Origin of the sequence: Streptomyces sp. MUM 203J (genome assembly GCF_022414595.1) — a bacterium.
GTDB lineage: Bacteria > Actinomycetota > Actinomycetes > Streptomycetales > Streptomycetaceae > Streptomyces.
This window is the reverse complement of record NZ_JADWYO010000007.1, coordinates 127,604-150,365: the sequence shown is the minus strand read 5'-3', so window position 1 is coordinate 150,365 and position 22,762 is coordinate 127,604. Positions and strand designations below refer to the sequence as shown.

Annotated in this window: 12 protein-coding genes; 5 read left to right on the top strand and 7 right to left on the bottom strand. The window is 72.5% G+C overall.

Annotation, left to right across the window (positions count from 1 at the left end; genetic code table 11):
* The first annotated feature begins 16 nt into the window (after window positions 1-16).
* The gene (locus I3F58_RS06835) at window positions 17-2,104 is read left to right on the top strand and encodes a discoidin domain-containing protein (RefSeq protein WP_240107329.1); all 2,088 of its coding nucleotides are present in this window, start codon (window positions 17-19) and stop codon (window positions 2,102-2,104) included.
* A gap of 32 nt (window positions 2,105-2,136) precedes the next feature.
* Here I3F58_RS06835 and I3F58_RS06830 read toward each other — a convergent pair whose 3' ends face one another.
* Complete coding sequence (locus I3F58_RS06830; protein ID WP_240107328.1) at window positions 2,137-3,939, bottom strand: transglycosylase domain-containing protein; 1,803 nt, start codon at window positions 3,937-3,939, stop codon at window positions 2,137-2,139.
* Window positions 3,940-4,412: 473 nt separating this feature from the next.
* Between I3F58_RS06830 and I3F58_RS06825 the strand changes: the two genes are divergently transcribed.
* Both I3F58_RS06825 and I3F58_RS06820 read left to right on the top strand, forming a co-directional pair.
* Window positions 4,413-6,329 (top strand): FHA domain-containing protein, encoded by a 1,917-nt coding sequence (locus I3F58_RS06825; protein ID WP_240107327.1) that lies wholly within the window; start codon window positions 4,413-4,415, stop codon window positions 6,327-6,329.
* 546 nt (window positions 6,330-6,875) lie between these two features.
* Window positions 6,876-7,475, top strand: coding sequence for a DUF998 domain-containing protein (locus tag I3F58_RS06820; RefSeq protein ID WP_240107326.1), 600 nt, complete (start codon window positions 6,876-6,878; stop codon window positions 7,473-7,475).
* A gap of 50 nt (window positions 7,476-7,525) precedes the next feature.
* On the opposite strand, the gene katG is transcribed toward I3F58_RS06820, so the two are convergent.
* The 5 genes from katG to I3F58_RS06795 all read right to left on the bottom strand — a co-directional run bounded on the left by katG (window position 7,526) and on the right by I3F58_RS06795 (window position 16,669).
* Window positions 7,526-9,715 carry a catalase/peroxidase HPI gene (gene katG / locus I3F58_RS06815; RefSeq protein WP_240107325.1) on the bottom strand — a complete coding sequence of 730 codons (2,190 nt, stop codon included), beginning with the start codon at window positions 9,713-9,715 and terminating at the stop codon, window positions 7,526-7,528.
* A 133-nt stretch (window positions 9,716-9,848) separates the two neighbouring features.
* Entirely contained in the window at window positions 9,849-11,447 is a 1,599-nt protein-coding gene (locus I3F58_RS06810; RefSeq protein ID WP_240107324.1) for a mucoidy inhibitor MuiA family protein, read from the bottom strand.
* A gap of 8 nt (window positions 11,448-11,455) precedes the next feature.
* Entirely contained in the window at window positions 11,456-13,588 is a 2,133-nt protein-coding gene (locus tag I3F58_RS06805) for a DUF4139 domain-containing protein (RefSeq protein ID WP_240107323.1), read from the bottom strand.
* A 139-nt stretch (window positions 13,589-13,727) separates the two neighbouring features.
* Complete coding sequence (gene lanL / locus I3F58_RS06800; RefSeq protein WP_240107322.1) at window positions 13,728-16,385, bottom strand: class IV lanthionine synthetase LanL; 2,658 nt, start codon at window positions 16,383-16,385, stop codon at window positions 13,728-13,730.
* Window positions 16,386-16,492: 107 nt separating this feature from the next.
* On the bottom strand, window positions 16,493-16,669 hold the full coding sequence (locus tag I3F58_RS06795; protein WP_240107321.1) for a hypothetical protein: 177 nt from the start codon (window positions 16,667-16,669) through the stop codon (window positions 16,493-16,495).
* 1,038 nt (window positions 16,670-17,707) lie between these two features.
* On the opposite strand from I3F58_RS06795, the gene ppk2 reads away from it, so the two are divergent.
* Together ppk2 and I3F58_RS06785 are read left to right on the top strand one after the other, a co-directional pair.
* Complete coding sequence (gene ppk2, locus I3F58_RS06790; protein ID WP_240107320.1) at window positions 17,708-18,514, top strand: polyphosphate kinase 2; 807 nt, start codon at window positions 17,708-17,710, stop codon at window positions 18,512-18,514.
* Between the two features lie 135 nt (window positions 18,515-18,649).
* The gene (locus I3F58_RS06785) at window positions 18,650-19,825 is read left to right on the top strand and encodes a PP2C family protein-serine/threonine phosphatase (RefSeq protein WP_240107319.1); all 1,176 of its coding nucleotides are present in this window, start codon (window positions 18,650-18,652) and stop codon (window positions 19,823-19,825) included.
* Between the two features lie 589 nt (window positions 19,826-20,414).
* On the opposite strand, the gene I3F58_RS06780 is transcribed toward I3F58_RS06785, so the two are convergent.
* On the bottom strand, window positions 20,415-22,547 hold the full coding sequence (locus tag I3F58_RS06780) for an MMPL family transporter (RefSeq protein WP_240107318.1): 2,133 nt from the start codon (window positions 22,545-22,547) through the stop codon (window positions 20,415-20,417).
* Window positions 22,548-22,762: the final 215 nt, after the last annotated feature.

Genomic DNA, 22,762 nt, shown 5'->3' with positions numbered 1-22,762 from the left:
GACCGAAGGTGTGATCATGACCAGACGCGCACCCGGTGCCCGACGCGCACCCGGCGGACGGCTCCCCACAGCCGTCCTCACGCTGCTCCTCGCCGTCACCGTCACCGCCCTCGGCGTGGGACCCGGCTCCTCCGCCGCGGTCGCCGGCGGCGGCTGGTGGAGCCCCGTGGACCGGCCGGTGCCGGACTCCCGGATCAACGTCACCGGCGAGCCCTTCAAGGGCACCGACGAGAACGGCGACGTCCGCGGATTCGTCGACGCCCACAACCACCTCATGTCCCACGAGGGCTTCGGCGGACGTCTGATCTGCGGCGCCGTGTTCTCCGCCCGGGGCGGTGCCGCCGAGGCGCTCAAGGACTGCCCCGAACACCACCCGGACGGGTCCCTGGCGCTGTTCGAGAACGTCACCGGCGGAGCCGACGGCCACCACGACCCCGTCGGCTGGCCCACCTTCCGGGACTGGCCGGCCCACGACTCGCTCAGCCACCAGCAGAACTACTACGCCTGGCTGGAGCGCGCCTGGCGCGGGGGGCAGCGGATCCTCGTCAACGACCTGGTGACCAACGGCCTGCTGTGCTCGGTCTACCCGTTCAAGGACCGCGGCTGCGACGAGATGGAGTCCATCCGGCTCCAGGCGCGCAAGACCTACGAACTCCAGGACTACGTCGACAGGATGTACGGCGGGCCCGGCAAGGGCTGGTTCCGGATCGTCACCGACAGCCGCCAGGCCCGCGAGGTCATCACCCAGGGAAAGCTCGCCGTCGTCCTCGGGGTGGAGACCTCCGAACCCTTCGGCTGCAAGCAGATCCTCGGCGTCCCCCAGTGCGACGAGGGCGACATCGACCGCGGACTGGACGAACTCCACGCGCTGGGCGTGCGCAGCATGTTCCTGTGCCACAAGTTCGACAACGCCCTGTGCGGGGTCCGGTTCGACGGGGGCGCCATCGGCACCGCGGTCAACGCGGGCCAGTTCCTGTCCACCGGCACGTTCTGGACCACGGAGCGGTGCACCGGTCCGCAGTCCGACAACCCCATCGGCATGACGGCGGCCTCCGAGGCGGCCGCGCTCCTGCCCGAGGGCGTGCGGCTCCCGTCGTACGCCGAGGAGGCGCGCTGCAACACCCGCGGCCTCAGCCGCCTGGGCGAGTACGCCCTGCGCGGCATGATGGAACGTCACATGATGCTGGAGATCGACCACATGAGCGTCAAGGCGGCGGGCCGCGCCCTCGACATCCTGGAGTCCGAAGCCTACCCGGGCGTACTCTCCAGCCACAGCTGGATGGACCCGCTGTGGACCGAACGGCTGTACCGCCTCGGCGGGTTCATCACCCAGTACGCCCACTCCGCGGAGGGCTTCGTCGCGGAGGCGCGGCGCACCGACGGGCCGCGCGACACCTACCGGGTCGGCTACGGTTACGGTACCGACATGAACGGTGTGGGCGGATGGCCCGGCCCGGTGGGCGAGGACGCGCCGAACGCGGTCCGCTACCCGTTCGTCAGCGCGGACGGCGGCGCGGTGCTCGACCGCCAGGTCACCGGGGAGCGGACCTGGGACCTCAACACCGACGGACTCGCCCACCACGGCCTCGTCCCGGACTGGATCGAGCAGATGCGGCTGAGCGGCGGACAGGACGTCCTCGACGACCTGGCCCGGGGCGCCCAGTCCTACCTCGACACGTGGAAGGCGAGCGAACACCACGAGGCCTCCCGGGACCTGGCCGCCGGGGCGCCGGCCACGGCCAGCTCGACCGAGTTCAACCCGTTCGTCAGCCACCGCCCCGCCAAGGCCGTCGACCGCGACCCGCGCACCCGCTGGGCGAGCCGGTGGAGCGACAGCCAGTGGATCCGGATCGACCTCGGCGCGGTCCGTACCGTCGGCCGCGTCACCCTGGACTGGGAGCGCGCGTACGCCAGGGAGTACCGCATCGAGGTGTCGGAGGACGGAGCCGACTGGCGCACCGTCTGGTCCACCGTCTCCGGTGACGGCGGCATCGACACGGCACGCTTCCCGGCCACCGGCGCACGCCACGTACGGGTGCACGGCGTCAAGCGGGCCACGGGCTACGGCTACTCGCTGTACGAGGTCGCGGTCTTCGGGAGGTGACCGGGCCGGGGCCGTCGTCACCGGTGGGACCGTCAGCCGTCCCCGGCGGCCGACTGGGCGGCCTCCATGTACGCCGACCACACCCGCAGCGGCAGCGCCTCGCCCTCGCCCGGCGCTGCCGCGGCGTCCGCGTCCAGCGGCAGCAGCCCGCCGCTTTCGGGGTCGCTGCGGAACGCGGTGACCGCCGTCGACAGTTCCCCGCCGTAGCCGACGAACCACGCCGCCGGGATACGGTCCCCGCCGTCCGTGCGTCCGGCCGCGACCGGGCCCAGCCTGCGCAGAGTGCCGGCGTCGACGGCGTCCACGGCCACATCCCGGAGCGCCCCGGTGAGCTCCCGGGCCACCTCCGGGTCCAGCACCTGCCGGGCGGCCGGGCGCTCCAGGCCCGGAACCTCCTCACCCCGGTACGTCACCGAGGCCACCGAGTACGGAGCCGTGCGGCGGCCGTCGGCGGCGAACGTGCCGTACGCCCCGGCCATCCGGATGGCGCTCGGCGTGGACGTGCCGAGCGCGAACGACGGGTCCAGCGCGGCCAGGCTCCGCGGCAGCAGCCCGGCGGCGACCGCGACATCGCGCACCCGCTGCGGCCCGACGTCCTCGCCAAGGCGCCGGAAGACGTCCTGGTCGCCCCGGACCAGCGCCCGCCGCAGCGCGAGCACACCGGCGCGGGACGTCTCCGCGCCCCCGTCCGGGAATCCGGCCGCGGCTCCGTCCCGCAGCCCGGCCGCAGGGCCGCCGAGCGCCCCGGCCCCGACCGGTGGCCGTCCCTCGTCCAGTGCGGTGCCGTTCTTGAGCGCGGCCGCCAGGACGAAGGGCTTGAACGCCGACCCCACCGGCACCCCCGCCGTGTCGGCGTTGCTGGCGAAGTGCCGGGTCGCATCGGGCCCGCCGTACAGCGCCAGCACCGCGCCGTCCCCCGTCCTGACGGACGCCGCCCCGAACTGGACGCCCCCGTCCGCCGGACCGCGGGACGCGTCCGGCGACCCGGCAGCGACCCCCTCCACCGCCCGCCGCAGCCGCTCCACCGCGGCCCGGTCGAAGGTCGTACGGACGTGGTAGCCGCCCCGCCCCAGGGCCTCGGGTGTCAGCTCCGTACGGTTCTGAAGGTCCTTGTTGGCCGCGTCGACCAGATAACCGACCTGCCCGGCCAGCCCGTTGGCCACCTTCCGGGGCCGGGGTTCGGGGAAGGCGGAGTACCTCGCCCGCTCCTCGCGCGTCATGAGCCCCAGCTCCACCTGCCGGTCCAGGACGTACCGCCACCGGGCCTCCGCCCTGCGGTGGTGCGCCTCACCGAGCGCCGGGTCGTGCAGATCGCCGTTCTTGAGCAGGGCGACCAGCAGCGCGCTCTGGGACGGGTCGAGCCGCCGGGCGTCCGTGCCGTAGTACGCCACGGCCGCCGCCTGGACGCCGTAGGCGTTCCGGCCGAACCAGCTGGTGTTCAGATACCCCTGCAGGATCTGCTCCTTGGACTGCGTCCGGGAGAGCTTGACCGCCAGGCACAGCTCACGGAGCTTGCGTTCGACGGTCTGGTCCTGCGTGAGGAAGGTGTTCTTCACATACTGCTGCGTGATCGTGGAACCCCCCTGGAGTTCCCCGCCCCGAGCCATCGCGACCACCGACCGCGCCAGCCCGCGGACGGAGAACCCCGGATCGCTGCGGAAGGTGGCGTTCTCCGCCGCGATCGCCGCGTTCTGGAGGGAGACCGGTACCTCCGACAGCGGGACGCTCTGACGGTTGACCTGACCCACGCTCACCATCTGGGTGCCGTCGGCCCAGTAGTAGACCGTGGCCTCCGCCCGTGCGTCGGCGTTCGGGTCCGGGATCGGTGTCGTCATGTAGATCCACCCGACGAGCCCGGCCACTCCGCAGAACCCGAGAAACACAAGAGCGAGTAACTGCCGCCACGACGGCAGGAAACGGGCCGGTCCGCGACGCCCCCGGCGCGGGTAGTCGACGCGGACGCGCAGCAGACCGATCACGAGGGAGGGCTCTCCTTCTTCCGGCGACAGCAGGTCCACCTCTCGTACGGGAGGGGACGCCCGGCCGTTCACCGCCCCATGAGGCGGCGGCCGAACCGGCAATCCCACGTTCCCCAGCGCCCTGGTCCAGGACCCCGCTGTGACATTCTCACGGAATGGTTCCCGTGTGGTACTCGGTCGGAGCGAGTGCCTTCTCATCGGCCCGGCGGCCGGATTAAGATTGCTCCGCGTGCCGGTCGGCTTGCGGCTTGTGACGCAGGGTGCTGGTGTTCGACGTCCGGTTTCGCATTCCGTCATCGCGTCCGTCATTGAGGGAAATGGGTGACCCAATGCCTCCTCGGCTCGTCGGCCATCAAGGATCTCTGGCTGGACAGCAGTTCCCGATCGGTACGACGCCGACAACTCTGGGCCGCAACGGCGAGAACAGTGTGGTGATATCCGGCGGAAACGTCTCGCGCTTTCACGCCGAAGTGCGCCGCGAGGGTCACGGATTCGTTCTGTACGACCGTGGAAGCAGCAATGGGACACGAGTCAACGGAACCCGGGTCACCTCGCATGAACTGCAGCCCGGCGACCTCATCGCGATCGGTTCCGAGACGTTCCGCTTCGAGGCGGCCGACGCGATGGAGACCATTCTCGACTTCTCCGTCCTGCGACCGCTCGGCACCTCCGGGACGGCCCCGGCGGCAGGCCCGGTGCTGAGCGTCACCGTTTCGGGCGGCGGCCCCGTCGGCCTGAGCCTGGCGCTGCTCCTCGAAGACCTCATGGGCGACCGCGTGGCCATCACCGTGTACGACGGCCGGTGGACCCAGGACGGGGCCCGGGTCGTCTGGAAGAGCGAAGGGCAGGGAAACGTCCGCCGGCAGCAGGTCGTCACCGTGCAGAGCCGCCAGTACCTGCACCTCCCCCAGGAGGTGCAGGAACGACTGTTCCGCGGCGACGCGTACTCCGAGATGTGGCCGGTCGGACCCGACTCGATCCGCGGATGCAACCCGCGGAACCTCCGGATCGCCTACATCGAGGACACCCTCCTGGAACTGGCCAACGAGAAGCCCGGCCGAATCCGGCTGGTTCCCGCCGCGTTCGAACCGGAGGAGCAGCAGGAGAACGTGGCGAAGGAACATGTGCTGGCCATCTGCGAGGGCGGCCGTTCCCGCACGCGTGAACACTTCGCCGACAAGTTCGGAAGCGCCGACAAGTCCATCTATTCGCTGCATGGCCGGCATGTTCAGGACGTCGTCCTGGGACTGCGCGTCAAATCCTCCCTCACTGATCCCATGACCGTCCTGCTGACCGTGGCCCAGAACCGATTCCTCCTCAATTCCCTGCGCGGCCGGGGATTCCTGAACATGCGGCTCACCGACGAAGAGGCCACGGAGGTCATCGGTATCGATCCGGTCCGGCACGTATTCGAGGAGTGCATCGCTTCCCGCCCCTGCGTCATGGGGCGGGACGGCCACGGCGACTTCCAGTGCGCGACACACAGCACCCTCTTCCTGCCCGCCATGGTCAGGGGGTCGGCCCTGTGGAAGCGGGTGCTGGAAGGGCTCACGCTGTTCGGCGTCCCGGAACAGGAACTGAGCGCGGTCACCGCGTTCCGGCTCGACATGGTGCAGCGGCCCAGGTTCACCACCCGGCTCCACTCGGCCACCCCGGACACCCCGGGAACGTACGGCTTCCTGCTCGGTGACGCCGCCAACGCCATCCACTTCTGGCCGGGCCGCGGACTCAACAGCGGGCTGGGCTCCGCCATCTCCCTGGCCCGCTCCCTCAACGGCGCCTGGAAGGGCCGCCCGTTCCGCGACGCGGACTTCGCCCGCCACGAAGCGGCCATGTCCATGCTCCAGTACCGGCACAAGAGCCGTGCCTGGAACGCGATGATCACCACCGACGAGGGCGGCGTCAGCCGCCCCATCAAGGAGAAGATCGCCCAGAGCATAGAGGAGTCGGAGGCGAGGGCGTCGGAGGGGAGGGAACCGGACCGGAACGCCGACCTGGACGCCTTCATGGAACGGCTGCGCGGGGTCCGTGACCGCCTGGCGCCCCGTGTCCCCGGCATGCCCGACGACCAGACGCTCCGGGACCACCTGGAGACCCTCCGGTCCGACACCCTCCGCACCCTGCTGGACAGCGGGCCATGGGACACACTGATCGTCGGGGGCGAGGAGGTCGACATCGACATCTTCTACCGACCGGACTCCCCTTCCGCCTCCGGCCCGGCCGAGACCACCCGCGCCGCCTCGTGACCGCGACGGCGCACAGGCGACGGTGACGGTCTCGCCGCACGGCGTGCGGCGAGACCACGAGGCGGTCCGCCTCCTTCCGCGTGCCGTGCATCATGAAGGAGGCGTGCCAAACCGGTCGACCCGTAGGCGCGGGGCCGCTCAGGCGGGACGCCCGGAGCCCCCGGCCCCGGGCCCCCGGGCCGGAGGTTCTGCGTGCGGGGCGCTGAACCCGGAGGGCGCGAACCGTTCGTCCCCGGTTCGACGTGGTCCGCCACGGACGACGGACCCGGTCCGGCCACGACCTGCTCGGCCACTCTCACGAGGAGGAGCCCCGTCGGACCGCCCCCCGCGCCGCCAGAGAAGCGGCCGTGCCCGAGGGCAGCAGCGGCGCCCCGCGCCAGATCGGCTGCGGACTGCCGGACCGGCCGTCGGTGACCGCCGGGACGTCCCGGCGGCGCCCCCGCCCGGAGGCGGCGTTCGCCCCGGGGCGGGAGAGGGAGCCAACACGCCCCGTCGCAACCCCTCGGAGACACTTGGGGATGCCCCTCGTGCACCTATCGTGAGCCGATGGAACCTGTTCCCAGGTGGGCTCTGCTCTCGTCGGGAGCCGCGCCGGTCCTGCTGTCCGGAGGCTGGACGGTCGCCGCGCTCCTCGAAGGGCCCGCCTACGACCCCGTCACGCAGACCATCAGCGTCCTGGCGGCCCACGGGGCGGCGGGTTTCTGGGTGATGTCCACAGCGCTGTTCGCCTTGGGCGTCTGCCACCTGCTGACCGCCTGGGGCCTGCGTCCGGCGGCCCCGGCCGGGCGGATGGCCCTGGCCGCCGGCGGCGCTTCGGCACTGGTCGTGGCCTTCCTCCCCACTCCGAGCAGCGGTGGTTCGCTGCGTCACGGCTCGGTCGCCGCAGTGGGCTTCACCCTCCTCGCGGTGTGGCCCCTCCTGGCCGCTGTCCGAGGCAGGGGCATCCCCTGGGGCCTCCGCCCCGTCCCCGCCCTCGCCGCGACCACCGCGATGTGCGCCGCCGCGGCCTGGTTCCTGTACGAAACCCACCAGCGGGGCGCCGCGGGCGTCGCGGAACGCCTTGTCACCTGCCTCCAGTCCCTCTGGCCCTTCGTCGTCGCCGCCTCCTGCCGCCGCGGCCGCGTGAAGGACGGGACTGCCGGCTGAGGCCTCCCGTGCCCCGGCGGGCCGACGGCCGACCGGCCGGGGCACGGCACTCAGCGCAGGTCGAAGCGGTCGAGGGTCATCACCTTGTCCCAGGCCGACACGAAGTCGCGGACGAACTTCGCCGCCGCGTCCCGGGACGCGTAGACCTCCGACACGGCGCGGAGCTGGGAGTGGGAGCCGAAGATGAGGTCGACGGCGGTGGCGGTCCACCTGACCTCGCCCGTGGAGCGGTTCCGGCCCTCGTACACGTTCTCGTCCGAGGCCGACGGCTTCCACTCCGTGCCCATGTCGAGCAGGTTGACGAAGAAGTCGTTGGTCAGGGACTCGGGGCGGTGGGTGAGAACGCCGTGCGGGACGTGTCCGAAGCCGGTGTTCAGCGCCCTCATGCCACCGACGAGGACCGTCATCTCGGGGGCGGTCAGGGTCAGCAGGTTGGCGCGGTCCAGGAGGAGGGTCTCAGGCGAGAGCTTCTCTCCCGCGCGGAGATAGTTGCGGAACGCGTCCGCCCTGGGTTCCAGCACGGCGAACGAGTCCGCGTCGGTCTGCTCCTGTGAGGCGTCCGTGCGTCCCGGCGCGAACGGGACGGTGATGTCGTGTCCGGCGTTCCTCGCGGCCTGCTCGACGGCCGCGCATCCGCCCAGGACGATCAGGTCCGCGAGGGAGACCTTCTTCCCGCCGGTCTGCGAGCTGTTGAAGTCCTGCTGGATCTGTTCGAGGGTCCGTACCGTCTCGGCCACCTCGGGCAGGTCGTTGACCTCCCAGTCCTTCTGCGGCGCGAGCCGGATCCGTGCCCCGTTGGCCCCGCCCCGCTTGTCCGTGCCCCGGAAGCTCGCCGCCGACGCCCAGGCGGTGGTCACCAGCTCGGGGACGGATGCTCCGGAGGCGAGGATCCTGGCCTTGAGCGTGTCGATGTCGGCGTCCGCGACCAGTTCGTGATCGACGTCGGGTACCGGGTCCTGCCACAGCTGCGGCTCGGGAACCCACGGGCCGAGGTAGCGGGAGACCGGCCCCATGTCGCGGTGAAGGAGCTTGTACCACGCCTTGGCGAACGCCGACGCGAGCTGGTCCGGGTTCTCGTGGAAGCGCTTCGCGATCGGCCCGTACACCGGGTCCGCCTTCAGGGCGAGGTCCGTCGTCAGCATCATGGGCGCATGCCGCTTCGACGGGTCGTGCGCGTCGGGCACCGTCCCCTGGGCCGACGGATCCGTCGGAGTCCACTGCTGCGCTCCGGCCGGGCTGGTCGTCAGCTCCCAGTCGTACCGGAACAGTGTCTCCAGGTACTGGTTGTTCCACTTCGTCGGCTCGGGGGTCCACGCGCCCTCCAGGCCGCTGGTGAGCGTATCGGCGCCCTTGCCGCTTCCGTGCGTGTTCCGCCAGCCGAGCCCCTGTTGCTCGACGGGGGCGGCCTCGGGTTCCGGGCCGATGTAGCTCGGGTCGACCGCACCGTGGCACTTGCCGAACGTGTGGCCGCCGACGATGAGCGCGACGGTCTCCTCGTCGTCCATCGCCATACGCCCGAATGTCTCGCGAATGTCCCGGGCGGCGGCGACCGGGTCCGGGTTGCCGTTGGGACCTTCGGGATTGACGTAGATCAGTCCCATCTGCACGGCGCCGAAAGGAGTGGCGAGTTCTCTGTCGCCGCTGTAGCGCTCGTCCCCGAGCCAGGTGTCCTCGGGGCCCCAGAAGATCTCCTCGGGTTCCCAGATGTCCTCTCGCCCGAATCCGAACCCGAATGTCCTGAGGCCCATCGATTCGATCGCGCAGTTGCCCGCGAAGACCAGCAGGTCGGCCCAGGAGATCTTCCGGCCGTACTTCTGTTTGACGGGCCAGAGTAGTCGGCGTGCCTTGTCGAGGCTGGCGTTGTCCGGCCAGCTGTTGAGAGGGGCGAAACGCTGGGCTCCCCTGCCGCCGCCACCCCTGCCGTCCGCGATGCGGTACGTTCCCGCCGCGTGCCAGCTCATCCGGATGAAGAGCGGCCCGTAATGGCCGTAGTCCGCGGGCCACCAGTCCTGGGACGCCGTCATCACCTCGAACAGATCCTGCTTCAGGGCGTCGAGGTCGATCGTCGAGAACTCCGCCGCGTAGTCGAAGTCCTCGTCCATCGGATTGGAGCGGGGCGAATGCTGGTGGAGAACCTGGAGGTCCAGCTGATTCGGCCACCAGTCCCGGTTGGTCCTGGGACGAGTCTGCGTGGGAGTCGGGGAAGAGATCGCCGGGTTCTCACTTTCGCTGCGGGACACGTCCGTCCTTCTTCCTGTCGCGGTGTTTCCCTCTGCTGACTGCCGTATGGTCGCGCACCGCGGACCGCGCTGCGGCCTGAACACGCAGAGCAAGGCGGAGAGAACACGCGGAGCGAAATCGCGTGCGGGAAGGTCAGAGCCCGACGACCCCTGATTTCGCCGAAAGTTCGTACACCAGGGTGACCGTACGGTGCCCACCCGGTGCGAGGACCACCTCCCAGCGAGCGATGCCCTCGGCGTCGACCACGGCGGGCGGCGGGGAGCACGCCTCCTTGCGCAGGCGCACCTCCACCGCCGAGACCTCGGAGACCGGGATCCGTTCCCGCAGCACGACCGCCCGTCCGCCGTCCTCCCCGGGGCCGGAGAACCGTGACAGGTGCAGCCGCACGGTGCGGGTGACGACCGTCCGCTGGGTGAGCCCCGCCGACTCGCGGGTCTCCTCGGTCTCCCGGACCACCCGGTGGTCGTCGCAGCTGCCGAAGGCGAGGTCGACCGGGGCGCCGGGCGGGGTGAAGTCCAGCGTGCCGCGACCGCTGAACCCGCTGTCGCGGACGAGGTCCACCGGCCCGGCGAGCAGCGCGTGGCCCGACCGGTTGTCGAACCGCACCACCCTGGTGACCAGTGGTGACAGTTCGGGCGAACAGCTGTACTCGCTGCTCGCCGCCGCGGTGAAGGCGGAGAGCGGCACACGGTGGGCGCGGCCGTCCGCGGGCACGGAGACAGACGTGGGGGAGTGCAGCACCCGTACCTCACCGCCGTCGTCCACCCCCGGCAGACCGGGCACCGGGACCGGACCGAGGACCCCGATCTCCTCCTCGCGCACTTCCACGTCGGTCGTACGGCGCTCCACGGCGGAGCGGTTCCGGAGCGTCAGCCGGTCCTCGCCCAGCCGGGGCGGCTCGGCGGCCGACGCCGACCGGGCCGTGGACAGGGTCAGCCGTACATCCGACCAGTCCTCGCCGGTTCGCTGCCAGACCACCGCGTCGGTCTCCAGCCTGAGAGAGTCCCGGTCGAGCACGGCACGGTACGCGGGCCGCCACAGCGCGCACGGGGTGAGGTGGCTCAGACGCAGCCGGACCGGCCCGGCGACCGCGGTCTCCACGGTCAGCTCGACGATGCCGGTCAGCTCGGCGGGCTCCTCCTCGGCGAGGGCGAGCGCCCGCTTCGCCTCTCCGAGTTCGACGGCGAGGGCGGCCAGACGGGACTCCACTGTACGGAGCTGTTCGGCGTACGTGTCGCGTTCCTGGTCCACGCGGTCCAGCTCGCGGGTCCAGCGGCGGCCGTCCGCCTCCCCGGATCCGGCGCCCTCACCGATCTCCCGCAGCAGATCGACGGCGAGGCGGGCCAGCAGGCCGAGGCGTGAGCGCAGCCGGTCACGCCGCTGCTCCACGGCGTTCCGCTCCGCTTCGAGCCTGTGGACGCGGCGGCGCAGCGCGGAGTCGCCGTCGGCGTCCGGCAGGGGCCCTCGGGGGGTCCAGCTGCGGACGATCCGCACATCCAGCACGGTCGCCGGGTGATCGGCGGTCAGCTCGGCGTCCAGCGTACGGTCGACGGCCAGCGCGCTGACCGGACCGAGCCGCAGCCGCCGGACCCCGGCCTCCAGGTCGAGCACGGCGGCCCGCTCGACGAGAGCACGGTCCTCCAGGCAGGTGACCGCGGTGACGGGCAGGGCGATCGGCTCCGGGACCAGGGAGGCGGTGGAGTCCGTGGAGACCGAGGCGTCGGGGGACATGGTGGGTGTCAGCTCCTGCGGTTGCCGCCGACCAGGGTCTTTCCGGCCGGGATGCGGATCTCGTAGCCGCCGTCGAGGGCTGCGGTGCCGCCGGGGGACAGCTCCACCCGCCAGACGCGCGTGCCGGGGGCGTGGTGCTCCGGCCCCGTGCCGCCCTCGGGCGCCGTCCAGTCGGCTCGCTCCTCGATCCGGACATCCGTCTCCGAGCTGACCGGAACCCGCTCGCGGACCTCGACGGTGACGGGGCTCGCGAGCCGGTTCACCAGCTCGACATGGACGCGGTGGTCGAGCACGGTGGTGCTGTTGCGCAGCCCCGACGTCGACTCGTGCACCGTCGTACGGCGGGTGACCCGGACGGCCTCGGCAGGCCCGAGCCCGACCCGGCGGACGCCGCCGGGGGCGAGCGTGGGCAGCGCGGCGGTCACCAGGAAGTCGTCGTCGACCGTGACCTCCACCGGGCCGGCGAGCAGCGCCTGGTCGGTGGCGTTGGAGAGCACCAGGGCCGCGTACACCGTCTGCTCCACGGACGGCACACAGAGGTACTCGGTGCGCAGACCGACCGGGATCTCGGCCACGGTGACGGTGTGCCAGATGCCGTCCGACGGGATGTCGGCGCGCGCGGAGGCGTCGAAGCGGTGGTCGAAGGAACCCGCCGACTCACGGGGCCGCACGGCATGCCCGGGCAGCGGCAGCGCGACCACCGCCTCGGCGCGGCGACGGTACTCGGCCGCGACCGGATCGGACGGTGAGCCGGGGAACAGGCGGCCCCTGCGACCGGCCTGCTCGTCCGGCCCACGGAGGGTGAGGGCGGCGTAGTCCAGCTCGGCACCGCTCGGCCGCGGCGGACCGGCCGGGACGGGCGGAGCTGGCGCCGAAGACGCGGCCCGTGCGTACGCGGGTCCAGAGGGCGGCGGTGACCCTGCCCGGCCGGGAGCCCCGGGTGCCATGGAGGGGCGAGCCGCGCCCGGCCCGCCACCGGTACCGGGCCTGCCCTTGGACCGTGGCGCCCCCGGCTGCCCGGGGCCGGACGCCCGGCCGGCGAAGCCCTCCGGGGCGGGACCGCCTCCGGGCTCCGCGGGCACGGCGGGCGGCCCCCCGTAGCCCTGCGGCGCCGGCGGCGGAACGGGATCCGGCGCGAAGCCGCCCGTCACAGCCCTGGACCCCCCTCCACCCCTGGATGCGAAGCCGCCCGCCCCGGGTGCGGCGCCCGTGGCCGGGCGGGGCCCCGCCCCGTCGTACCCGGCGAACAGGTCGGCGAGCCCCGCCGGAGGCTCACGCCAGCCGGAGGGCGCGGCCGTCGGCTGGCGGCGCCCGATCCGTGCCGAGCGGAGCCTCGGCAGGTCCGTACGGCGCCGCAGGTCGGCGGTGGCCAGGGCGATGCGTACACCGGCCCAGTCCTCGCCGGTACGCTGCGCCACCGACGCGCGCAGCACCAGGCGGCCGGTGCCGTCGCCCTGACGGTGGATCAGGCGGTAGGCCGGCGCCCAGACCGCGCCAGGCACCCCGTACTCCACCTCCACCTCCACCTCGGCGTCACCGGCACCGTCGAGGGTCAGGACCGCGCACACCGTGGCGTCCACATGCGCCGACGGCGCGTCGGTGGACGCGCGGTCGAGCCGGTCCGCCGCGACGGCCAGCTCGTGCTCGGCACACTGCAGCGCCTCCTCCAGCTCGACGAGGCGGGCGTGCAGCGCCGTCAGCCGGGCGTCGACGAAGTCGGCCAGCTCCAGCCACGCGTCGGCCGGGGTGCGGCGGTACGGTTCCCCGCGCCTGCGCGCGGGCGGGACCGGGCGCAGCGCGCCGACCTCCTCGACCAGGCTCAGCTGCCGGTCCCGGCGGCCCTCCGCCGCCGCGCAGGCGTCGCGCAGCCGCTCGACCTCGCGCCGCAGCGCGTCAGGCGTACCGGCGCCGACCGGCTCGGCCTCCACCTCCACCCGGGCCTCGGTGACCCGCACGCCGGGGGCGCCCAGGACCCGGGCCCGCACGGAGGCCGGGTCCAGCACACGGGGCAGCCCCGTCACCCGCACCCGGCCGTGCTGAGGCACGCCGCCGCGGGCCAGTCGGCGACATACCGCGCCCTGTGCGTACACCACGACCGAATCGAGGACCGACTCCCACCGCTGAGCCGCCGCAGCCGACATATGTCCCGCCCCCCAACCGCGTCCGTACCGAGCGAAGCCTACGCCCGGATACGCCGTCAGGTCGCGCGTCCGTGTGCACGGCAGCCGGCCGGCGCCGCACACGGCCGCGCCGTCCGCAGGAGACGTGTGTCGTGCACGGCTACTGCTGCTGATCCCCGATCCCTCGCTCAGGGGGACACCACCCGGAGGTCCAGAGCCGGGACCCGCCGCCGCGCAGCCGCCTCAGGAAGGAGAGCACCCCCGCCGATCCGGTCGCCCACGCGGTGCCGCCCTCCACCAGAGAGGGTCCCGGGACCACCGGCCTTCGGTCGGACCCCCCGCAGCGCGTCAGGATGTGACGTGCGATCCGGTGGGCCTGATGGAGGTATGTCCGCCGCGGGTCCGGCACCGACCCGGCCATGTCCAGCAGGAACTCCCCGGCACCCGCCAGACCACAGCACTGGGTGGGCAGCGGCACACGGGGAGCGATCTCCACCGACACCTGTGCCAGAAGCCGGGCCGCCTCCACGCAGTCCGGCTCCTCCGGGCCCTCCACCCGGGCCAGCGAACCGCCGATGCCGGCGAAGCCCTGACACCACGAGACGCACATGGGCCGTGCGCGCGGCGTACGGGCGGCGGCGACCAGGGGCGGGAGAGCCGCCAGGACCTGTGCGCGGTGCGCGCGCCCCACGGACGCGAGGCGGGCGTTGCCGGTCACCGCCGCGCACGAGGCCAGGAACGCCGCGGTTCCGGCCTTCCCGTGCCCGAAACCGAAGCGGGTGTCGATGCCGGCGTCACGGCGGTCGGGGAACGGGCCGGGGTCCGCCGGACGGTAGCGGCCGGTCGCGATCCGCTCGCCACAGCGCTCCGCGGCCGTCGCGAACCGCCTTTCCCCGGTGAGCCGGTACAGGATCAGATGGCCCGTACCGATACCGGCGAGCCCGTGGATGTGGTCCTCCAGGTCGTCGTCCCGGGGGCCGGCCACCGTGCGGTCGGCGAGTTCGAGCCCGGCCGTCAGGAGGCCGCCGTCGTCCAGCGCGCGGCCCGCGGCGGCGAGGAAGACCGCGGTGCCCATGCTGCCGAAGTACAGGCCGCGCGGACGGTCCACGGCCGGGTCGTGCCGGGCTGTCCACCACGCGATACCGGTGACCGCCTCGGGCACCCCGGGCACGCCGAGATGGTGGAGCAGTTCCGTGCCGATCCCGGCGCTGCCCTGGTACACGTTGGTGCAGCGCGGCGCGTGGTCCTCGCTCCGCAGGAGCGCCCGGGTGGTGTCCACCAGTTCCCGTACGCAGTGCAGTGCGGCGTCGTCGAGCACGTCCGCCGCGACGAGCGGGCCGTGCGCGTGGGGCGGAGGCCGGCCCGGCGAGGCCGACGCGTGCGGTGCGATGCGGGACGGGCCGGTGCGCCGCGTGGGCGGGACCGTCCAGGAACCCGGGCCGCCGCGGAGCGCCGCGGCCGCTTCCCTGCGCGTCCCGGGGTCGGTGTCCAGAAGCGCGGAGACGATGCCGGCCATGGGACCCGCCGCCGGGCCGAGTGCGTCGGCCAGCAGCCGCCGGGTCCTGGAGATGTTGCCGTCGACGTCCTCGTGGATGCAGACGGGGTCGATGCCCACAGCGGCGTGGAACAGCGTGGCGCCCAGGGAGAAGTAGTCGTCCTCGGGAACTGCCTCGGCGCCCCCGGACTGTCCGGGAGCCGCATAGCCGGGCGTCCAGCCGTGGTACTGCCGGTCGCGGAAGCGGCTGATCTCGAAGTCGACCAGACTGAGGGCGCCGGACTCCCCGAGGACGATGTTCTTCGGGGCCAGGTCGCGGACGACGACTCCCCGTCCGTGGACGGCGTCGAGCAGTGTGAGGATGCCGGACGCGAGCATGGGGAGCGAGCGCCCGCCCGGCGTCGGAGCCGGGTCGTACGTCCCCGAAGCGTCGACATCCAGGGCGAGGTTGGTCCCGCCCACGTCGGTCGTCACCAGGAACTCGCTGTCGGAGTGGGCGAAGTGGTCGACGTACTGCGGGACACCGGCGACTCCGGCGAGGGCCTCGAGGATCCGCCGCTCATGGCGCAGCCGGTCCGTGGCGTCCGCTCCGTCGTCGCCCTCGCTGACGTAGGTGTACGCCTGCTTGATGACGACGCGCCGTCCGGTGCGTGTCTCCCGGGCCCGGCACACGATGCCCCGCGCGGTACGCGCCAGGCCTGCCGTCACACGGTAGCGGCCGCCCAGCAGCGGCTCGGCACACTCCCCTCCGGCCATCAGGACGGCTGGGGGACCGGGGGCCGGTGTCTCCCGGAAAGGGTCGCGGACCCAGTCGGGTGCGGTGTAGCGGGGGCCGGCGACTCCGCTGACCAGCGTACCGTCGGGGGCGACCAGAGCGGGTTCGACGTCCCCGTTCTCCAGGGCGCGGAACCGGGGTGCGAACGGGCCGTATCGGTAGAACACGGGGCTGCCGCGGCGCAGCAGTCGGTCGCTCCTGATCCGCGGTCCCTCGAATCCCGCAAGGACACGGGCCAGCTCTTCGGCTGTCTCCCGTATCGAGTCCTGCGGTGGGTAGACGGTGACGGCCTTGCCGACGGAACCCGGAGCGGACCTGACGGAATTGATGTCCCGCAGGACGTCAATGCTGCGCACCGCTTTGAAATGGCAGCGGAACGCCACCAGGACAGGTAAGGCGTGCTCCAGGGTCGTCACCAGAGTGGCGGGCCGGGCGGACAGGTGGAGTTTCCATCCCTGGGAGATCCGAATAGGGTTCTCGTGACGTGCGTGGACCCAGATCGCAGTGCTGGAGACCTGGTACGGGTGTCCGGAGAGCGCTGTGGCCAAGCGGGACTCCAAAGGGTCGGCCGACCCCGGCAGGAGCGCCGGGGCGGCCGGACCCGCCGCGTGGTGTCCCTCGACGGGCCGACGCGGACCGTTCGCGCGGAGATCCATCACGAACTGCAGAACGTCGTGTGCTGGTGCACGCAGGTCCGCGGGGACGGTCCGCAGTCCCACGACAGGGCGTGGCAGGTGGTGCGGCCTCCCATGTCCGCGTGATCGTAAGGGGCATCGGCGAACAGGGCGTCGTCGAGCAGATCGATCGCGTTCTCGTCGATTTCACTGACCATGCGCGGTTGCAGAACGGCAGGCATGAGAATCCCCATTCTTGTCGTTTGCTGTGCGCCGCCCGGCGGCGGCGAGTCGGCGTCAGCCTAGGCGACGGAAGACGGCGAAGAAAGGTATCTCCTGGGATTGGGGGAAGCAGCAACCACCGTTGTTCAAGGTGGTCTTGGGAAAGCTACGCAGAGCTGTCCCCGGGGAGGCGTTTCCGGATTGAACGGGGCCCTCACGGGTGAGGAAGCCCTTCGCTGACGGGCAGTTGGTGCGAGAGCGGAGGAGGAGGCCGGGCGGGCAGTGGAGGGCCCGGCGTAAGGAGGAAGGCGGAGGCCCCGGCCCTGCCCCTGGCCCGGTCGTCGGCCGACGGCCCGGTCCGGGTGAGGCTGTCGGAAGCCGGACGCCGCGGACGCCCGCGATCGATGCCGAGGGCGACGGCGTCCTGCGGCGCGCGCGGCCGTTGACCGTGTGCGTCGGGGCGGGCGGCCGGATTCCGCGGCTGAGGTGCTCGGCCTCGGGTTCGGGGCGGTGGTGTAGGCGGCGGCAGCCGGCGCGCCGGGACGCGCTCGATGGTCCGGCGAAGGCGGCCCGGCCGCGGGGAGGTCTCGACGTCCCTGTGTGCGTCGCGGAGCCCGCCGTCATCGTCTCAGGTGGGCATGCCCGTCGCCGTTGTCTGCGTGGAGCTGTCCGGACAGGCGTCGCCGTCGGGCCGGAGGGAGCAGGTCGGAGGCGTGCCCTTCACCAGAGGAACGAGTCCCCGGCTGAGGTGCGGGTTCGCCCCCCCGGAATCCGGCGGACGGCGGCAGCCTCGTCCGCTCACCGGCCACGTGGGTCCTTGTACCGTACGTACCCGAGCCGACAGGATGCGGTCCTGTCAGGTCCCCTCAGGGCCCGCTCGTTCACCGAGCCGACCGCGCAGCGGGGCCGGTCCAACTCGCCACGGGCGCCGAGCCCGTCGAGGACCGGGTGGTGGAGCACGGTTCGCGCGCGGCGCTCCGCTGTCCGACTCTGGGGGTGCGGTGCACGGTGAGCGGTCGGGACGTGGAGGCGACATGGCGGGCGACAAGAAGGCGGCGAAGCTGCCTCGCCAGGTGTACGAGAGGGAACTGCTGCGCCTGCAGACGGAGCTGGTGAAGCTCCAGGAGTGGGTACGGGCCGAGGGCACCCGGCTGGTCGTCGTGTTCGAAGGGCGGGACGCGGCGGGCAAGGGCAGCACCATCAAGCGGGTCACGGAGTACCTCAACCCTCGGGTGGCACGGATCGTGGCGCTGCCCAAGCCGACCGAGCGTGAGCGCACACAGTGGTACTTCCAGCGCTACGCCGAGCACCTGCCGGCCGCCGGGGAGATCGTTCTGTTCGACCGCTCCTGGTACAACCGGGCCGGCGTGGAGTACGTGATGGGCTTCTGCACCAAGGAGGAGCACCAGCTCTTCCTGCGGCAATGCCCGATCTTCGAGCGCATGCTGGTGGAGGACGGGATCCTGCTGCGCAAGTACTGGTTCTCGGTGAGCGACCACGAGCAGCAGGAGCGGTTCCGGCGCCGTCTGGACGATCCGCGGCGCCGCTGGAAACTGTCGCCCATGGACCTGGAGTCGATCACCCGCTGGGAGGCGTACTCCCGGGCCAAGGACGCGATGCTGGTCCACACCGACATCGCCGAGGCCCCGTGGCTCGTCGTGGAGAGCGACGACAAGCGGCGGGCCCGGCTGAACATGATCGCCCACCTGCTGGCCTCCGTGCCGTACCACGAGGTGTCCCCGCCGGTCCTCGAACTCCCGTCGCGCCCGCCTTCGACCGGCTACCAGCGTCCGCCGCGTGATCTGCAGACATATGTTCCCGATCATGCGGCGAGCCTCTGAACGGCCGCCCGCCCGCCCGGCAGGGCCGGTGACGCCGGGCTCCGCGGCCGCGGCACCCGGCGGACGTGGCCCCGGAGCCCGAGCCCGGGACCGCTGCGGGTGGAATCCCCGGTGCCCGCGAGGCACGCTGTACGCATGCGGTCGCTTTTCCGCTCCGCTCAGCCACAGGGAGCGGGCGGTCACAGCAGGGTCCTGTTCAGGCTGGCCCAGTCCGTGCCGTTCCTGGTCATACTGCTCGGGCTCGGGATCGAGCTGTCACCCGTGCACGCCGTGTACACAGGCCCGCTGCTCACCGCGATGCCGGCCCTGGCCTCGCTCACGATGGGGGCCGGAGGGATCCTGTCGGCGGCCGTGGGGGCGCTGTCTGTCACCGCGATCAGCGCCACCCTGCACCACTCCTGGGGTGAGGGGCAGGCATCCAGCAACATCCTGGGCCTCCTCGTGGTGACCGTCGCGAGTGTCGTCACCAGTAACGCCGTGCACAGCCGTCGGCAGAGCGAACTCGACCAGGTCCGCCGCATCGCGGTGGCGGCACAGGAGTCCATCCTGCGGCCCGTGTCGGGGCGGCTCGGCCAGGTCCGCACGGCCAGCATGTACCTCGCGGCCGAGAAGGGCGCACAGATCGGCGGGGACCTCTACGAGGCCCTGTGGACCCCCTACGGCGTCCGGATGATCGTCGGGGACGTCCGGGGCAAGGGGCTTCCCGCGGTGCGTGCCGCCGCCGCCGTACTGGGGGCGTTCAGGGAGGCCGTGCACTACGAGGACGAACTGGCCGAGGTCATGGACCACTGCGCGGCGGCGTTCCGCCGGGAGGACGCCGTGGCGCGGGCGACCACCCCGGCCGACGACGAGGAGAACTTCGTCACCGCGTTGCTGGCCCAGGTCTCGGACGATCACCTGATCCGGGTCGTCAACCGCGGACACTCGCCTCCGCTGCTGCTGCGCAAGGGCCAGGCCCGGGAACTGCTGCCCGCCGACCCTCTGCCGCCCCTGGGGCTCGAGGACCTCATCACCGGACCCACCGCCGTCGTCGAGAGCTACCCGTTCGAGCCCGGTGACCGGCTGTTGCTGCACACGGACGGCGTGATCGAGGCCCGCGACGCCGACGACAGGTTCTTCCCCCTGTCCGAGGCGGCCGCATCGGTACGGGACGCCTGCACGCCTCAGGAATTCCTGGAAGAGGTGCACCTGAGACTGATCCGCCACACTGCGGGTCGCCTGGCGGACGACGTGGCGATGCTCGTCGTCGACCGCCCGGAGCGTGACCTGGACGGACGAGGAGACGCCGCCGGTGACGGCGGGGCGGAATGACCGCCCCCGGCCGCGCTCCGGTACCCGGAGGCGGGTACCGCCGTTCCGGGGCCGGACGGCGGCTCGCCGGGCCGGCGCGTCGTGCGGGTGGTGCACCGCCCACGTCCCGGCAGTGCGTCCGCTGACCCGGGGCGCCGCAGCGACCGTCGGGCGGCCCCGGCCGAGGCAGTGCCGCACGCACCCCACCCGGTGATCCCGGCGCGGCGACGAGGCGGGCACATCCGCGACGAACGCCGCCGAATCACCTCGTAGCGTTCCAGCCCCCGGCCCGTACCCGTGCGGACACCCGTCAACGGGCGGATCCCCCGACGTGACGGGCGGATGTCCGGTGGTCGCACCCACGCGACGCAGGGGGCACGCGGGCCGAGTCCGGACGGCCGCGGAGCGCCGGGGTCCGCTCGGCCCTCACGGAGCGGTCCGGCTTCGTGAGGGCCGAGCGGAGAAGGAGAAGGATCTCATCGGCCCGGCCGGCTCCCCTTCCGGCACGAGGCCGTCGAGGGACCGCATCATGCGGTCGTGCCCCGCCGCTGGAGCGCCGTGCGGGCTCGCCGCCGGCCACCGGGCCCGCCCGCCGGGGCCCACCGCCGGGTCAGCCCTTGCCGGACTCGGGCGCGAGACGGGGCAGCCTGCGGTCGAGCGGACGCGGCAGCCACCAGGCCATGCGCCCCAACAGCGCCATCGTCGCGGGTACGAGGACCATGCGGACGATTGTCGCGTCCAGCACGATCGCGGTCGCCAGACCCAGGCCCATCATCTTGACCAGGGGCGACGGGTTGGCGACGAAGCCGAGGAAGACCACCGTCATGATCAGTGCCGCTGAGGTGATCACACGGCCGGTGGCCGCCATGCCGCGCGCCACCGACTCTCTGGTGTCGCCCGTGGCGTCGTACTCCTCACGGACGCGCGAGAGCAGGAACACCTCGTAGTCCATGGACAGGCCGAACAGGACGGCGAAGAAGATGGTCGGCAGCGGCGAGGCGATCGGGAGCGTCTCCTCCAGACTGAACACGGCGCCGAGCCACCCCCACTGGAAGACGGCCACCACCACGCCGTACGCCCCCGCGATGGACAGCAGGTTCACCGCGACGGCCTTCAGCGGCAGTGTGACGGAACGGAACACCACCATCAGCAGCAGGAACGACGCCGTCAGGATGGCCGCGATGAACACCGGCAGAGTATCGGCGAGTTGCCGGGTGAGGTCGTCGGTCATGGCGGTCAGACCGGATACGGCGACGTTCTCGGGCAGCAGGTCACGGACCCGCGCGAGTGTCCGGGAGGTCTCGGCGTCGGCGGGGGCGGTGGTGGGCAGCGTGGGCAGGACGACGGTGTCACCGGCCGCGGAGGTCTGTGGCGCACCGACCGCGGCGATGCCGGGATCCGAGGCGATGCGCTCGGCCAGCGCCGGGATGTCCGCGGCCTCGGCACCGGGTCGCCTCAGGTCGGCGACCATCAGCAGCGGGGCGTTGAACCCGGGGCCGAAGCCCTCGGCGAGCAGGTCGTAGGCACGGCGGTGCGTCGTTTGCGTGGAGTCGGTGCCGGCGTCGGGAAACCCGGTCTCCATCCGGAGCGCGGGGGCGGCGAGGGCGAGCAGCACCGCCGACGAGGCGAGCAGGTAGCGCCACGGCCGCCCGGACACACGGTGGGCGAAGCGGGACCACACCGTGTCCTCGTGACTCCTCGCCGGGCGGGGGCTGCGGCCGCGCGGGCGTCCCCAGCGGATGTTCCGGTGGACACGGTCGCCCAGCAGCGACAGCAGGGCCGGCAGCAGTGTGAGCGCGGTGGCCACGGCGAAGAGAACCACCAGGGCGGTACTCAGCCCGATCGAGGTCAGGAATCCCAGGCCGGTGAGCGCGAGAGCTCCCATCGCCACGACGACGGTGCCACCGGCGAACAGGACGGCCGCACCCGAGGCCCCCATGGCGTTCGAAAGCGCGGTGGCGTTGTCCTGGCCGGAGGCACGGTTCTCACGGTGCCGGGCCACGACGAACAGGGCGTAGTCGATCCCGATGCCCAAGCCGATCATCGCGCCGATCGTGGGAGCGGCGGTGGACACGTTCATCGCGTTCGCCAGCAGCATGATGCCGCCCAGGCCCGCGGCCACGGCCACCAGGGCCAGCGCGATCGGCACCAGTGCGGTCACGATCGTGCCGAACGCGGCCACCAGGATGACCAGAGCGGCCAGCAGGCCCGCCGCCTCCGCTCCCGACGTCTGCGTGTCCGCGTTGATGAACACGGCGTCCCCGCCCAGCTCGGCGGTGACGCCGTCCCCGCGTGCGGGTTCTATCGCCTCGGTGAGGGCCCCGATGTCCGCCGGCCCCACGTCCGTCGACGTCACGGCGAAGGTGATCCGGGCGTAGCCGATACGGCCGTCGGACGAGACCGTGCCGGCGGTGAAGGGGTCGGTCGCCGCGGTCACGTGCTCCACGGCGGAGATCCGGGCGACCGCGGCCTCCACCGAGGACCGGTACCGCTCCAGCCGCTGTCCTTCCGGCGCGGCGAAGACCGCCATGGCGCTGCCGCCGGACGCTTCGGGGAAGCGCTCTTCGAGGAGTTCCATCGCCTTCTCGCTCTGGCTGCCGGGCGCGACCAGGTCGTCGACCAGAGCGCCTCCGACCGTGCCGGCGGACGACAACACCAGCAGAAGAGAGACCGCCCAGGAGGCGATCGTGACCCAGGGGCGGCGAGTGCTCGCGTCGCCGATGCGGCGCGTGAACCGGTTCATGGCTGTGTGGGCTCCCGTGAGAGGGCGTGATCCGCCGCCGGTCCGCGAAGCGTCGGAGGCGGGGAGGGGTGGGTGGATCCATCGTCGTTCCGGGAGCCCGCCCCGTCCCCCGGCGCCGGACGGGTTCGTGACCCCCACGCGGGACGGGGCGACGAGGGCGGCGCCTCCCCCTGGAGGAGGGAGGCGCCGTCCGCCCACAGGCGGGTGACCACGCC

Bases quoted from the DNA above. Each gene is read 5' to 3' on its own strand.
- I3F58_RS06835 (WP_240107329.1), top strand. From the start codon at position 17: ATGACCAGACGCGCACCCGGTGCCCGACGCGCACCCGGCGGACGGCTC.
- I3F58_RS06830 (WP_240107328.1), bottom strand. From the start codon at position 3,939: ATGACGACACCGATCCCGGACCCGAACGCCGACGCACGGGCGGAGGCC.
- I3F58_RS06825 (WP_240107327.1), top strand. From the start codon at position 4,413: ATGCCTCCTCGGCTCGTCGGCCATCAAGGATCTCTGGCTGGACAGCAG.
- I3F58_RS06820 (WP_240107326.1), top strand. From the start codon at position 6,876: ATGGAACCTGTTCCCAGGTGGGCTCTGCTCTCGTCGGGAGCCGCGCCG.
- I3F58_RS06810 (WP_240107324.1), bottom strand. From the start codon at position 11,447: ATGTCCCCCGACGCCTCGGTCTCCACGGACTCCACCGCCTCCCTGGTC.
- I3F58_RS06805 (WP_240107323.1), bottom strand. From the start codon at position 13,588: ATGTCGGCTGCGGCGGCTCAGCGGTGGGAGTCGGTCCTCGATTCGGTC.
- I3F58_RS06795 (WP_240107321.1), bottom strand. From the start codon at position 16,669: ATGGTCAGTGAAATCGACGAGAACGCGATCGATCTGCTCGACGACGCC.
- ppk2 (WP_240107320.1), top strand. From the start codon at position 17,708: ATGGCGGGCGACAAGAAGGCGGCGAAGCTGCCTCGCCAGGTGTACGAG.
- I3F58_RS06785 (WP_240107319.1), top strand. From the start codon at position 18,650: ATGCGGTCGCTTTTCCGCTCCGCTCAGCCACAGGGAGCGGGCGGTCAC.
- I3F58_RS06780 (WP_240107318.1), bottom strand. From the start codon at position 22,547: ATGAACCGGTTCACGCGCCGCATCGGCGACGCGAGCACTCGCCGCCCC.